A 15,114-nucleotide genomic window follows, 5' to 3' on the forward strand; every position below is an offset into this window, starting at 1 on the left:
AGCTTCTGGTTGATATGCGCCATACTTGAACTTAGCTACGCACCAATTTGGTGCAGTGAGAAAAACACCAGTTCAAGGACGAAATAGTGAATCGATCAGCCAAAAGCGACAGCATAGATACACATCATCTTTCCAGCGCCATTCTCGACAATATGGTGACTTCGACATTGATGCTCGATGAGCAACTCTATGTGCGATACGCCAATCCGGCGGCTGAACAACTCTTTTCACAAAGCGCGCGACGCATTGTTGATCATCCACTGAGCCAACTTATCCAACACGCTTCACTTGATTTGGCGCTTCTGACCCAACCGCTACAAAGTGGCCAGAGCATTACCGACAGTGACGTTACCTTCGTTGTTGATAACCGCCCACTGATGCTTGAAGTCACGGTTAGCCCAATATCTTGGCAGCGAGAGACGCTGTTATTGGTTGAGATGCGCAAGATAGACCAGCAAAGACGCCTTAGCCAAGAGCTCAACCAACATGCACAACAACAAGCGGCTAAGCTGTTGGTACGCGGGTTAGCACATGAGATCAAAAATCCACTAGGTGGCTTAAGAGGTGCGGCGCAGTTACTTGGGAAAATGCTTCCTGATCAGTCTCTTAATGAATATACACAGATCATTATTGAGCAAGCCGACCGCTTAAGAGCATTAGTCGACCGTCTGCTTGGCCCACAGAAGCCGGGGACTAAATCAGAAGAGAACCTTCACCAGATACTTGAGAAAGTCAGGCAGCTCGTAGAACTTGAATCGGGCTCAACGCTCGCCATCGAAAGGGATTACGACCCTAGCCTGCCGGACATCTTGATGGATTCGGCACAGGTTGAACAAGCGATGCTCAATATCGTGAGCAACGCAGCGCAGATTCTAAAGACTCAGGATTCTGGAAAAATCACCATTCGCACCAGAACGGTGCATCAAGCAAATATTCACGGGCAGCGACACAAACTCGCGGCTCGTATTGAGATTAGCGATAACGGTCCGGGCATCCCCGATGATTTAAAAGACACCTTGTTTTACCCAATGGTCAGCGGACGAGAAGGTGGAACAGGGCTGGGGCTATCGATTTCTCAAAACCTGATCGATCAACACAATGGGAAAATTGATGTTGAAAGCTGGCCGGGCAACACCACATTCACGATTTATCTACCGATTTAGGTCACAAGAACCTCACTATTGGACAGCGAGATGAAAGGCTTAACTCGGTAACACAAAGATTAAGACATCATAAAAACAACAATGATTATCACAATAGATTTGGCTGCAAAGGAATTGAATTATGAGTAAGGGATACGTTTGGGTCGTCGATGACGACAGCTCTATCCGCTGGGTAGTAGAGAAAACACTTTCATCTGCGGATATAAAGTGCGAAACATTTGCTGATGCTGAGAGCGTGTTACTTGCGCTTGAACGAGAAACGCCAGACGTTTTGGTGTCTGATATTCGCATGCCCGGCATTGATGGGATTGAGCTGTTACACCAAGTTCACCAGCGCTCTCCCGACCTGCCCGTGATCATTATGACCGCGCACTCAGACCTTGATGCGGCGGTGAATGCTTATCAAAAAGGGGCTTTTGAGTATCTGCCTAAGCCGTTTGATATTGATGAGACACTGACTCTAGTAGAGCGAGCCATCGCACACAGCCAAGAGCAAAAGCGAGAACAAGCCAGCGAAGTAGCCGAAGACACCAATGCACCAGAAATCATCGGTGAAGCACCGGCAATGCAGGAAGTTTTCCGAGCGATTGGCCGTTTATCTCGTTCATCCATTTCGGTTCTTATTAATGGTGAATCTGGTACTGGTAAAGAATTGGTCGCTCACGCTCTGCATCGTCACAGCCCAAGAGCTAAGAAGCCCTTCATTGCCTTGAACATGGCAGCAATCCCCAAAGATCTGATCGAGTCTGAACTGTTTGGCCACGAAAAAGGTGCCTTTACCGGTGCTAACAGCGTTCGCCAAGGACGCTTTGAACAAGCCAACGGTGGCACCCTGTTTCTTGATGAAATCGGCGACATGCCACTCGATATTCAGACTCGCTTACTACGTGTACTTTCTGATGGCCAATTTTATCGTGTGGGTGGGCACTCTGCGGTTAAGGTTGACGTTCGTATCGTTGCTGCAACCCACCAAGATCTTGAGCGCTTGGTACATGAAGGCGACTTCCGTGAAGACCTTTTCCACCGACTCAACGTTATCCGAATCCATATCCCGGCACTTCGTGAACGTAAACAAGACATTGAAAAGCTGACTCATCACTTCCTAGCATCCGCCGCCGAAGAGCTCGGTGTTGAAGTGAAGACACTGCACCCTGAGACCATTTTGAAGCTCAACCAGCTCAATTGGCCGGGTAACGTGCGTCAGCTGGAGAACATTTGTCGTTGGCTCACCGTGATGGCGAGCGGCAGCGAAATTCTTCCTTCAGACCTGCCACCAGAGCTGCTAGAAGAAAAAGTGGTGACCACCTCAGGAACTGGAGATAACTGGCAACAGCTGCTCGCTAATTGGGCAAAGTGTGCGCTTGATTCAGGAGAAAAAGAGCTGCTAACTTATGCTCTGCCAGAGTTTGAACGTATACTGCTAGAGGCTGCACTCCACCATACTAATGGTCATAAACAGGATGCAGCTAAGGTTTTGGGATGGGGAAGAAACACCCTAACTCGTAAACTCAAAGAACTGTACTAGACCTTATATAATTCTCGATGCAGCTACTTTTTAACCAAAAAAGGGTCGCTTGGTTTGAATAGTGTCGGTACAATTACAGTACACTATTCACCAAAGTTGTAGCTAAAGATGTCTTTGAAAACACAAATTACTTTGAGAACCGCAGTGGTTCTGCCATTCGTGATGATTTTTCTGTTCACTATGGGTGTAATGGTTTTCACTCAAAAGCTAAGCTACAAAGAGATGGTGGGTGATGTTAGTGCACGCCAGCTGACATCACTGACTGACAATGTTCATCAAAGCCTGTCTAATTTTTTAGAAAAGCCATTTCACGCCAACCTCTCGCTCAGCCATAACATCGGCTACCACCATCTTTATCAAGCAGGCAATCTTAGTAAGGTCCAAGACTATATTTTTTATACGTTTTCAGACCATTACACAGCTGTGCCTCAACTCGATGCGATCGGCTTTGGTTCTGAAGATGGTAACTACGTCGGTTTCCGCAAAGAAGCCAACAAAGGCTACACCTTGATGGTGCAAGACGAACGCACCAATGATCAGCTGGTCATTTACCGTGGCAGCAAGATTAGTGAAGACATTCGATCGGTGATTTCAGGTTACGATCCTAGAATCCGTCCTTGGTACACACCCATTGCGACACAGAAAAAACCGTTATGGTCACCAATTTATGCCAATGCTGACGAACGTCAAGAAATCACCTTATCTGCTCTAGCGCCTATCTATGATGATAATGAATTCAAAGCCGTCGTCGTCAGCGACATCAAAATCAATACCTTCAATGCGTTTCTCAGAAAGCTCAAAGATAGAACGGATGCCTCTGTTTACATCATCGATAAGCAGCAACGCTTGGTCGCGCACTCAGGCGGAGGCAGTGTCGTTTCATGGGGCACAGGACAAACCAACAAAGGGCAACGCAAACTGGCAACAGAGAGTGCTAACCCAGTCATACGTGAGAGTGCTAGCTACGTAGAGCAATTCCACCTAATCGAGAATTTGGGCGAGCAGCGCTTTAGCTTTAGCCTAGACAACGAACGCTACTTCAACCAAATCACCCCTTACGAAGATGAACACGGCCTCACGTGGTTTATTGGAGTGTCGATTCCTGAAAGCAATCTGCTCGGTGAATTACCAGAAAATCAAAGAAACAGTTGGTTGCTTGGGCTAGCACTGAGCTGCATTGGGGTCATTGCAGGATTAATTGCCTTTAATCGCGCAACCCAACCCATCACCTCGACAGCGGATGCGGCAAAGCGCCTTGCTAAGGGCGATTGGGACGCGAGCATGCCAAAAACAGGGCATATATATGAAACCAGCATGTTGGTCGAGTCATTCAATGAAATGACCAACAACTTAAAGGCTTCGTTTCATGCATTACAGTCTCAACTTACCTATGACTCATTAACCAAGCTATACAGCCGTGAAGGCTTTATTGGCGCTGCCAAGAAACACCCCGACAACGAAAAAGGCACACTGTATTTGATTGGTATTGATCGCTTCCGAGACATCAATGACAGCCTAGGTCATTACAATGGCGACCAGCTACTTATCATTGCGGCCGCTCGTTTAAGAGGCACACTGCCATCCGAATACCTATTGGCTCGCACTGGTGGTGATGAGTTTGCCATCTACGCGCCAAACGTAACGCAAAGCGATGATGTTCAGCTGCTGACTAACCGCTTACTTCAAACCTTCGCTTCCCCATTTTCAATGGAATCGGAAAGCGTGGTGATTAAGGTATCGATGGGGATAGTGAATGTCTCGAATCTTCACGACATTACACTCCTGCTACGCAGCAGCAGCATTGCATTGAGCAATGCGAAACAAGACAAAACCAGTGTCAGTATTTATAGCCCTGAAATGGGCAAAGCATCAAGACATCGAACCAAGATGCTAGCGCGGATGAATCGAGCGATTGAGCTTCAGCAGTTCGAACCGTTTTACCAGCCTATTATTGATCTGGAATCTGGCTCGACCATAGGAGCAGAAGCTTTAGCTCGCTGGATAACCGATGAAGGAATGATCTCGCCACTCGAGTTCATTCCTCTCGCGGAAGAGAGCGGGCTCATTTACGATATCGGAAAACAAATTCTGCATAAGTCCTGTCGAGATACAGCCATCGCGATTGAGTCAGGAAAATGGAGCAAAGACTTCTCTATTCACGTCAACCTGTCGGTCGTTCAGCTAAGCGAAAGTGACTTTGTGGAACAAGTAAAAGGCACGTTGCGAGACACAAATCTGCCAGCAAGCAACCTGACACTAGAGATCACCGAATCACGCATCGTCGACAACGACCCGACCATCATCGATAACATGCTGACTCTAAAAGCACTAGGGATATCAATTGCGATTGATGACTTTGGTACCGGCTATTCGTCATTGGCTTACTTACACAAACTGCCATTCGACTGCCTTAAGATCGACCGCAGCTTTGTCAGCAAACTTGATAAAGAGAACCTAGATAGCTCCATCGTCGCGGCCATCGTTAACATCACTAAGGGCTTCAAAGTAAGCTTGGTGGCAGAGGGCGTTGAAACACAGCAACAGGCTGAACTTCTCAAGCAGCTGCAGTGCCCGCTTGCTCAAGGCTTCTTATACAGTCGCCCAGTTCCGTTTGACCAATGGCCTACCGACCTCAGTAACACTAATCAAAGTGCCAAGGTCAAGCAAAATACCAAAGAGAGCCTCACCTAAATCAGGCAGAAATCGAATGAGTCAGATACAAAAATGCCAGCATGATGCTGGCATTTTTTATTGTTCTGTTCTCTATCGAGCGATTAGATAACGCGAGAGAATTGCTGCTGGCGAGCCTTTGCACGTAAGTATTTATCAAAACACATACAGATGTTACGGATCAGCAAGCGGCCACGCAGAGTAACACGGATTTCTTTATCATCGACTTCAACCAAATCATCGTTGATGAAGGTTTGTAGAAGCTCTAAATCTTCTTTGAAGTAGCGATTAAAGTTAACCGAGAACTCAGATACGATCATCGTTTTATCAAGCTTAAAGTTACAGATAAGCTGCTTGATCACTTCACGACGTAGAAGGTCGTCACTGTCTAGTGCCACGCCTTTCCAAAGTGCATGGCGCAGGTCATTCACCTGAGCGTAGTACTTCTTCAGCTCTTTCTGGTTTTGTGCGTAAGCGTCACCAACCATAGAGATAGCAGAAACACCGAAACCAATTAGGTCCGCTTCACCTTGGGTGGTGTAGCCTTGGAAGTTACGATGCAGAATACCTTCACGTTGTGCTACTGCTAGCTCGTCTTCAGGGAGAGCAAAGTGGTCCATACCGATGAACTGGTAACCCGCCCCCGTTAGCGTCTCGATGGTATCTTGCAAGATAGCCATTTTCTCTTTCGCTTCAGGTAGGTCTTCGTCTTTAATCTTACGCTGCGCAGCAAACAGCTGAGGCATGTGTGCGTAGTTAAATACCGATAAACGACCTGGTTTCATCTCTAGCACTTGCTTCAATGTTTCAGCGAACAAAGCTTGAGTCTGCTTTGGTAGGCCGTAGATCAAATCAAGGTTGGTTGAACGGAAGCCTAGCTCTTTCGCACGCTGAACCATCGCAATGATGAACTCTTCATCTTGCTCACGGTTAACCAGCTTCTGTACTTCTTTATTGAAGTCTTGAACACCAATACTCAGGCGGTTGAAGCCTTCGTTACGCAGGTGGTCAAGTACGTCTAGCTCAATCTCACGCGGGTCGACTTCGATACTGATTTCAGCGTCAGCGGTGAAGTTAAACTCATCACGCAGAATCATCATCAAGCGAGTGATTTGTGTCTTGGTCAAGAACGTTGGCGTACCACCACCGAAGTGCAATTGCGTCACTTCACGGCCATTCAATAGAGAGGCGCGTTGGCGGATTTCATGTTCAATCACATCAAGATACTCATCCGCTTTATGCGAGTGACGAGTAATGACTTTATTACAACCACAGTAGTAACAAAGCTTGTGGCAGAACGGGATATGCACGTAAAGAGAGAGTGGACGCTCAGGATATTGAGTACACGCCATGTCGTAATCAGCGACGGTAAACGCTTCATGAAACTCCAACGCAGTTGGGTATGAGGTGTAACGAGGTCCCGAATAGTTGTACTTGTTTAAGATCTCTTGATCCCAAACGATTTGCTGATTCGTTGTTACTGGCTTGCTCGACATAGCGGTATTTCCAATTTAGATCCGCGAGAACCTAAGGTCTCTCAAATCATTTTACATACATTAAAATATAGACGGGTTATTTTGCCACACGACCTGTAAGGTCGTTCCAAGACAAAATCAATTTTTTAGACAAAAACTCAGAACTGCTAGCTTGATCACTAACAAAGCGTCGGGATTAACGAGACGCAAAAGGTAAGAAGGCTCATTTAACACTATCTATAAAGATAAGGTGTCTCAATAACACCCTGTATTAAACAAGCCTCTATTTTAAAAGTCTTAGCGACTAGATCATCTGAATGTTGATTTGGTTGTTGAGAGGTTTAACCTTCTCTTGCAACCTTTTCAGATCTTCAATGACCGCATCATTCAAGCGAGTCTCTGCCTTATGGCGCGTGAGATTCTGCTGCATGCGTTCTTTCTTCGTCAGTTCCTGTCTTGCCTCTCCGCGAGCCATATCTTTTACGATATGGTACAGCTCAGAAAGAGCAGGATACTCAGAATCAAAATCGACACGCTCATCACCCTGAACATTATCCATAATGATACACACTCGGATACTGATCTCAGGTAAGTCACATTGCCCTTGAATGCCCGCTAAGCACAAAGTATTTACGTTTTCGTAAATCGTCGCGTTACGTTTTTCAATGGCTAGTGCTTGATGCTGCTTTTGCAACTCCGTCTGCTTCTTCACTTGAAGTAGAAGGTAACCTGCGTAAGAGCCCAAGCCGAGAATGATAATTCCACCAGCAATTGCTAATAAGGTTACGTTCATTGGCTATTAACCTTTAAAGCTGTCTAAATCGAAATCTTCGAATTGAGATAGCAAGTCTTCGTCAGAGCTCGCCTTCTTCTTAGAGGCAACCGGTGCTTCTTCGAAGATCTCTTCTTCATCGTCTTCTGGCTCTAGTAGACCTAAGCGGCCCATTAGGTGTTCGATACGATCAAGTTTCTCATCAACAAACTTCTGTAGACCAGCACCTAGGTTTTCACCATTTTCGATACGATCTAGCAGTGTGTTCAGTTGAGCATCATTCTCAAGCATCTCTAACTCTTGTTCGTTAGATAGCTTGCGCTCTTGTTTAGTCGGCTTCTTCGCTGGTTCAACGATCAGCGGGATTTTTTTCTTGCTGCCTAAACGAGGGTCGCGAGCTTGTGCAGCTTTACGCTGTTTTGCTTCGCTACCATCTGAGTGACGGCTGCCAGACTTAAGGCCTTTACGCTTTTTAACACGCTTACGCTCACGACCTTCAACATCAGATTCACTACGGTTACGAGTAACCATAGGCTCCGGAGCGCCAAGTGCTCCCGGTTTTCTTGATTTCTTACTACGACCCATTACTGCACTTTCCTCAGTAAAATTACATCATTTCCAAAAAATTCTAGTTCGAGCTTATCCCGCTCTGCCAAAAACTGGAATGTTTGACGACTAAAGAAGACGACATGTGTCGGGTCATTCTTGTAGTGCCAACCAGCAAACGCGTCTACGTCTATTACTAGTTTAGTCATAAGACCAATCCAGCCCTTGGGTTTAACTAAATTCAACCATTGCTGCCACACTTTGTCTGGGTGATAAAGATGCTCTATCACCTCCGTGGCAGTCATAAAGTCATACGTTTTTTCCAACACAGAGGGTTCTGGGTGGTAATAGATATCGTACAACTCCATGGTGTGTCCGGCTTCTTCTAACATAATAGATAGCGTAGGGCCTGGGCCACAACCAAAATCCAACCCTTGTGAGTTAGATGAAATTTTGTCTGTTAGTGGATCCGCGATGCGAGATAAAAAGCGGCGATAGCCTGCATCACTAGGATCATTCTCATGGAGATCATAGTGTGCTTTTTCTTCTTTTGCTTCTAACCTTTGTTCAGGTTTAACAAATACCAGTTCACATTGCTGACATTGCAGATAGGCTCTGCGTTTGTCTTCAAAATAGTGATTCACGCCTTGGTGATGGCATAAGGGACAAGTATACATAGCACATCCTTAAACAGGGATGCGAAACATACCAGAAACTGAGTTTATAGTGGAGAGGTATTGGGTGTTTTTTCATCAAATCAATAAAAAAAGCGATAGGAAAACCTATCGCTCTCTAAATCTGCCTATATCGGCCAAAATTTGCATACTCAACTTGGTACACAAATCTCCATTTGTTATTGGTGCTTTCCATGCCAAATTTGTTTGTTGTTCATCGTCCTGATGAGTTTTGGCTATCCTTTTCTAACACCTTGTTGCTGGGCTGTCCTAGCCTGATCCGTTTCTGTCTATACCGTTAGACTAGATGATCATCCATATCTAAGTCAGCTCCTAGCTGATGGCGGTTACTTTACCGTGTTACAAAAAGACTACAAGAGTGCGACTTCACACTTTTGTACACAAATCGATCACACATAGATAAATCAGACATAAACACAAAAAGCATTAATAAAACCAATACAAAAGAAAACGCCCCGACCATTACTGATCGGGGCGTCTCTTCAATCTCGCTCGAACGTACATTCCTTTGCTCTGGCTAAGAGCAAGAAACCGACAAATTAGTGTAAACCACCAACGTACTTCGATAAGGTATCAATATCAGCGTCTGTTAACTTTTTAGCTACATCACGCATCATCGCATTCATGTCGTTATTACGGTCACCATCGCGGAATTTTTCAAGTTGAGCCTTGATGTAATCTGCGTGCTGACCTGAAATCTTAGGGAAACCAGAAAGTTCGGTACCATTACCACGAGGGCCGTGACAAGCAACACACGCCGTTACGCCGCGTTCTGCGTTACCCGCTGTGTAAAGAACCTTACCTTCATCTACTACATTTTCAGGAGTAGAGTTACTAGAGATAGGTAGAGAGGCGTAGTATGCCGCTAGGTCAGCCATATCTTCTTCAGATAAAGGCATCGCCATTGCACCCATTACAGGTTCGTAACGACCTTGCTTACCACCACTTGTCATACCTAGCTTAAGCTCTTTTAACTGCTTCTCTAGATACTTCTCATGTTGACCGGCCAGCTTAGGGTACTGAGTGATCAGACTGTTGCCGTCAGCACCGTGGCAGGCAACACATGTTTGTGATTTGGCTTTACCAGCTTCAATACTACCTTGAGCCCATACTGAGCAGCTGGCTAAAAGACTCAAAATTAGCGCTAATTTCTTCATGACATTCCATTATAATTATCAAGCTTCCAGTACCACTCTATGTTGCCACTCATGGTACAATAGGCGACCTTATGCCGAGCACGGTTATTTTACACAAATTCACAAAAAAGTAATCAATCGACTACACAAAGTCGAGATGGAGTTAACAGTGAGCGTAAAAATTCATTATCAAAACACGCATTTCATTACCAGTGCACCTGATATTCGTCATTTACCAGAAGACGAAGGGATCGAAATTGCGTTTGCAGGACGCTCCAATGCTGGTAAATCTAGCGCGTTAAATCGCGTTACTAACCAAAAAAGCTTGGCGAAAACCAGTAAAACACCCGGTCGAACTCAGCTAATTAACCTATTTAAGGTAACGGACGGTTGTCATATCGTCGATTTACCTGGATATGGCTTTGCTCAAGTACCGCTTGAGATGAAGAAAAAATGGCAGAAGTCGCTAGGTGAATACCTACAACGACGTGAAAGCCTGAAAGGTTTAGTGGTATTGATGGATATCCGTCACCCAATGAAAGACCTTGACCAACAAATGATCTACTGGGCTATCGATAGCCGCATCCCAGTACAGGTTTTGTTAACAAAAGCAGACAAACTGAAAAGTGGTGCGCGTAAAGCACAGCTACTGAAAATCCGTAACGATGCAAAATCTTTCGGTGGTGATGTTGCGGTTGATGTCTTCTCTTCAATGAAGGGCATCGGCGTTGACCAACTGCGTGCCAAGATGGATGAGTGGTTTGCTCCAGCGCTTGCTGATCAAATCATTGATGAGTTAGCGGACGAAGAGCACAACGACTCAGAGTAATTCCTCTACTTATCGCTATAGGTTAGAGCACTGACAACACGTGATTTTGCCTTATCAATGCCCCTCCTTATATAGGTGGGGTATTTTTTTGCCCAAAAATGAGTGAGTTAAGCCTAAGTTTTTAGTGTTAAAGATCGGATTTACCCACTAGAACCAATAGAAGTGAACCATACTAAAAGACACATCTAAATAATCAGAACAATGAGAAGGAATACTCATGTGGAAAACACCATTGGCCATCATTGCACTTATGTTGGTCTCACTGACAGGGTTTGCCTCTGAAGCAGAACAAGAACAAGCCCCACTGATCAATGTCGATATGACCTTAGACCTAGATGGCATGGAAAAGTACGCCCAAGATGCGAGTGAGTCTCTTGAGGTGATATCGCAATCTTTGCAGGCGATAGTCAACAACCCCAATCTAAGCGACGACCAGCAACAAGCCCTCAATCAAACCGTTGAAAGCATCAATAAGCTTGCGAGCTCCACCAAGACATCCCTCAATCAACTGCCACAAGCCTTAGACCAATCTCGACTCGCCTTTAAACAAACCAGCCAAGTGCTGTTGGATGACATTCAGACCAAGATCATCATTGCGCTGGCAGCCGTTATCGGTGTGATTATTATCGCTTTGACCGCTATCTATCTGCTTATCCTGAAACCCATGCAGCAAACCTTGGTAAAAGCGACCAACAATATCTCTTCGATGGCGCAATCCATCCAGATCACCGCCGAAGCACTGAAATACAGCACCGAGAAACAACAGAAAATCATGGATTACATTGAGCATTCACCGACTCAATACACTGATAAATAAGGCGTGAGCCATCAATCCTTTATCGATAACTTGTAAAATAAAAGTTATTTCAAGTGATAAAACAATCGACTTGGAGACGGATTTAAATTACCAAACGCTGATCGAATTCCAGATCTAAGGCAAATCAGGGGTTTATCACTGTGCTTGAGAAAGTGTAATAAAAGGCGCTAAAAATGAGAGGTTTTACGGGGGAATGGTAGGTTGGAAATATTTTTCTTTCGCACAAGAAAAAACGCCCCAGTCAAATACTGACTGGGGCGGCTGAATCAGCCTAATCCAATAACGTGAAACAAAAGGTCTGAAAGATAGAACATCTTACCTCTGTACCCTACGAGATTTAATGTACAACAATTGCTCAGAAATGAAAACAACTTTTGTAGTTTTTTTTCATGAATGTTTTATTAAAACACCTAAATTCTTATTGCGACTTAACTTTATTTGAGACAAAAAAAAGCCAGTGTTTGTGCACTGGCTCATACTAATTTGCTTATTAAGGTCAAAAACTGATTAGTGGGCTTGATCCCAGTTGTCACCGTGGCCAGCTTCCGCGACAAGCGGCACTTCTAGTTCTGCAGCGGATTCCATCAATTCTTGTACTTTACTTTCAATTTCGGCTAAAGATGACTCTTCCACTTCAAACACCAATTCATCGTGTACCTGCATAAGCAGTTTCACACGACCATCGCCTTCCGCTTGAATCCACTCATCCACCAACAACATCGCTTTCTTAATGATGTCAGCCGCTGTGCCTTGCATTGGCGCGTTGATCGCCGCGCGTTCAGCAGCCTTACGACGCATGCCATTACGAGATTGAATCTCAGGAAGGTGCAGACGACGACCGTAAATGGTTTCAACGAAGCCTTGCTCTGAAGCTGCACTGCGCGTGTCTTCCATATACTGCATTACGCCAGGGTAACGCTCGAAGTAAGTATCCATGTAGTGTTGTGCTTCACCACGAGGAATACCCAGTTGCTTAGCCAAGCCAAAGGCACTCATACCGTAGATAAGACCGAAGTTAACGGCTTTAGCACGACGACGTTGTTCAGTGGTCACACTCTCAATATCAACACCAATGATCTCAGCCGCCGTTGCCGCGTGGATATCTTTGCCTTGTTGGAATGCTTCCAGAAGCGCTTTATCACCCGAAAGGTGCGCCATGATACGCAATTCAATTTGAGAGTAATCGACCGCTAGAATCTTCCAGCCATGTTGTGCAACAAATGCTTGGCGGATACGACGGCCTTCTTCATTACGAATTGGGATGTTCTGTAGGTTTGGATCTGTTGAAGACAAACGACCCGTTGCTGTCACCGCTTGGTGATAAGACGTATGAACACGACCCGTTTCAGCGTTGATCATCTTCGGTAGTTTATCTGTGTAGGTCGACTTTAGTTTCGCAAGGCCACGATACTCAATGATCAGCTTAGGTAGCGGGTAATCAAGAGCCAACTCTTGCAGCACTTCTTCGTTGGTTGAAGGTGCACCTGATGGCGTTTTCTTGATAACAGGCAGACCCATTTTCTCAAACAGGATCGCTTGCAGCTGTTTTGGCGAGTTCATGTTGAACTCTTGCTCTGCAATCTCGTAGGCTTTCTGTTCTAGCTCATCCAGACGAACCGCAATCTCTTGCGATTGAGCGCCCAGCAGCATGTCATCGATGAATACGCCGGTACGTTCAATGCGAGACATTACAGGGATCAGTGGTACTTCGATTTCTTCATAGATGGCTTTTAGCTTTTCATCTTGTTCAATGTTTTCCATCAAACGGTTATGAAGACGTAGTGTCACGTCAGCATCTTCTGCTGCGTATGGAGACGCTTCACCCAGCTCAATCTGGTTGAAAGTAAGCTGTTTCTTACCTTTACCTGCGATTTGCTCAAATGAGATGCAGCTGTGCTGAAGGAAACGCAGCGCTAGGCTGTCCATATCATGCTTGCCACCTACGCTATTGAAAACGTAAGACGCCAACATGGTGTCGTGTTTGATGCCTTTCATCTCGATACCGTAGCGCGCTAGCACACTCATATCGTACTTCAGATTCTGACCTACTTTCGCTTGTGCATCATCTTCAAGAATCGGCTTAAGCTGTTCAAGTACCCAATCACGATCCAGCTGCTGAGGTGCATCTAGGTAATCATGGGCAACCGGTACGTAAGCGGCAACGCCTTCTTCAGTCGCGAATGACAGGCCAACGAGGTTCGCCACCATGTAATCTAGGCTGTCTGTCTCGGTATCGAAAGCAAACACTTCAGCCGCTTTCAATTTCTCTAGCCAAGCGTTGAAACTCTCTTCATCAAGAATAGTTTCGTACTTGCTACGATCAATCGTCACTGCTGAAGTGTTCATTTCTACGGTAGAAGTGGTTGATGCCGTATTGCTACGCACTGCGCCCGACTTTTCATCCGCCTCAACCACACCACTGCCACCTTCAAGTAGCTCGTTCAACCAAGACTTGAAGACCAGTTGACCGTATAGCTTAATCAGCTCGTCCGTGTTTGGTTGTGCTTTTACAAGCGACTCAGGTGTCTCTTCTAACTCGACGTCCAGTTTGATCGTTGCAAGCTCGTAAGACATCTCAGCGTTGTCTTTATTATCAATCAGCTTCTTAGCCATGGTTTTTGAACCACGGAAGCCAAGAGCGGCAATATCATCCAGGTTTTGATACAGCTTTTCGATGCTACCAATGCCTTGCAGCAGAGCAGTCGCTGTCTTGTCACCGACACCCGGAACACCTGGGATGTTATCGACTTTATCGCCCATCAGCGCAAGGTAGTCGATAATAAGCTCTGGCGGAATGCCAAATTTCTCAATCACGCCTTCACGATCCATTACCACGTTGGTCATGGTATTGATCAGAGTAACGTTGTCATCGACAAGCTGCGCCATATCTTTATCGCCAGTACTAATAAGCACAGGCATACCCATAGCAGAAGCTTGAGAAGCAAGCGTACCGATCACGTCATCCGCTTCAACGCCGGGAATAGAGATAAGTGGCAAACCCATTGCACGAATCACATTGTGCAAAGGCTCAATCTGGCAACGAAGATCATCAGGCATAGGTGGACGATTTGCCTTGTACTCTGGGTACATGTCATCACGGAACGTCTTTCCTTTCGCATCAAAAATTACCGCAATACGATCAGAAGCAAATTGACGCATCATGCTGCGCAGCATGTTAACTACACCGTAAACAGCGTTAGTTGGGATATCCCCATTGCTCATTGTGCCAGGGTAAGCATGGAACGCGCGATATAGGTAAGAAGAGCCATCGATCAGAATCAATGGATTATCAGGAATACGAGCCATAATGTTTGTGTATCCAGTAAGTACAGAAATTATCTGTTAAGAATGCCACGTCTGTTGGTTGGATTCCACGTTGTCGATCTGTATCCGTTCACTCGGTTGTGTTCGTTATAATCGATTTGTTGTTATTTTTTGTTCTTAGACGCAAGCGTTCTGTGGATAACTCTGTTTATATTATTTATC

General features: G+C 45.4%; 11 protein-coding genes. 5 read left to right on the forward strand and 6 right to left on the reverse strand.

Going from position 1 to position 15,114, the window contains the following annotated elements; genetic code table 11:
- Positions 1-86: 86 nt before the first annotated feature.
- The 3 genes from glnL to MSG36_RS16580 all read left to right on the forward strand — a co-directional run bounded on the left by glnL (position 87) and on the right by MSG36_RS16580 (position 5,379).
- Positions 87-1,163, forward strand: coding sequence for a nitrogen regulation protein NR(II) (gene glnL, locus MSG36_RS16570; protein WP_019826501.1), 1,077 nt, complete (start codon positions 87-89; stop codon positions 1,161-1,163).
- A gap of 121 nt (positions 1,164-1,284) precedes the next feature.
- Positions 1,285-2,688: a nitrogen regulation protein NR(I) gene (gene glnG / locus MSG36_RS16575; RefSeq protein ID WP_017059224.1), complete on the forward strand. Its 1,404-nt coding sequence runs from the start codon at positions 1,285-1,287 to the stop codon at positions 2,686-2,688.
- A gap of 108 nt (positions 2,689-2,796) precedes the next feature.
- A complete protein-coding gene (locus tag MSG36_RS16580) occupies positions 2,797-5,379 on the forward strand; it encodes a GGDEF and EAL domain-containing protein (RefSeq protein WP_248368853.1) in 2,583 nt (860 codons plus the stop codon).
- A gap of 83 nt (positions 5,380-5,462) precedes the next feature.
- Here the strand turns inward: MSG36_RS16580 and hemN are convergent, their stop codons facing one another.
- The 5 genes from hemN to MSG36_RS16605 all read right to left on the reverse strand — a co-directional run bounded on the left by hemN (position 5,463) and on the right by MSG36_RS16605 (position 10,003).
- Entirely contained in the window at positions 5,463-6,854 is a 1,392-nt protein-coding gene (gene hemN / locus MSG36_RS16585) for an oxygen-independent coproporphyrinogen III oxidase (RefSeq protein ID WP_248368854.1), read from the reverse strand.
- Positions 6,855-7,137: 283 nt separating this feature from the next.
- Positions 7,138-7,626, reverse strand: a complete 489-nt coding sequence (locus MSG36_RS16590; protein ID WP_017060164.1) for a DUF2489 domain-containing protein — start codon at positions 7,624-7,626, stop codon at positions 7,138-7,140.
- Positions 7,627-7,632: 6 nt separating this feature from the next.
- Positions 7,633-8,190, reverse strand: coding sequence for a Der GTPase-activating protein YihI (gene yihI / locus MSG36_RS16595; RefSeq protein WP_017060163.1), 558 nt, complete (start codon positions 8,188-8,190; stop codon positions 7,633-7,635).
- A complete protein-coding gene (locus tag MSG36_RS16600) occupies positions 8,190-8,828 on the reverse strand; it encodes a class I SAM-dependent methyltransferase (RefSeq protein ID WP_019826511.1) in 639 nt (212 codons plus the stop codon). The genes yihI and MSG36_RS16600 overlap by 1 nt, the downstream gene beginning before the upstream one ends.
- A gap of 557 nt (positions 8,829-9,385) precedes the next feature.
- Positions 9,386-10,003, reverse strand: coding sequence for a c-type cytochrome (locus MSG36_RS16605; RefSeq protein ID WP_248368855.1), 618 nt, complete (start codon positions 10,001-10,003; stop codon positions 9,386-9,388).
- 148 nt (positions 10,004-10,151) lie between these two features.
- Here MSG36_RS16605 and yihA point away from each other — a divergent pair, with 148 nt between their 5' ends.
- On the forward strand, positions 10,152-10,811 hold the full coding sequence (gene yihA / locus MSG36_RS16610) for a ribosome biogenesis GTP-binding protein YihA/YsxC (RefSeq protein ID WP_017060162.1): 660 nt from the start codon (positions 10,152-10,154) through the stop codon (positions 10,809-10,811).
- A gap of 217 nt (positions 10,812-11,028) precedes the next feature.
- The gene (locus tag MSG36_RS16615) at positions 11,029-11,628 is read left to right on the forward strand and encodes a GTP-binding protein (protein ID WP_248368857.1); all 600 of its coding nucleotides are present in this window, start codon (positions 11,029-11,031) and stop codon (positions 11,626-11,628) included.
- Between the two features lie 507 nt (positions 11,629-12,135).
- Here the strand turns inward: MSG36_RS16615 and polA are convergent.
- A complete protein-coding gene (gene polA / locus MSG36_RS16620) occupies positions 12,136-14,934 on the reverse strand; it encodes a DNA polymerase I (RefSeq protein ID WP_248368860.1) in 2,799 nt (932 codons plus the stop codon).
- Positions 14,935-15,114: the final 180 nt, after the last annotated feature.

The organism is Vibrio sp. 1CM8B (assembly GCF_023161685.1).
GTDB classification, from domain to species: domain Bacteria; phylum Pseudomonadota; class Gammaproteobacteria; order Enterobacterales; family Vibrionaceae; genus Vibrio; species Vibrio coralliirubri.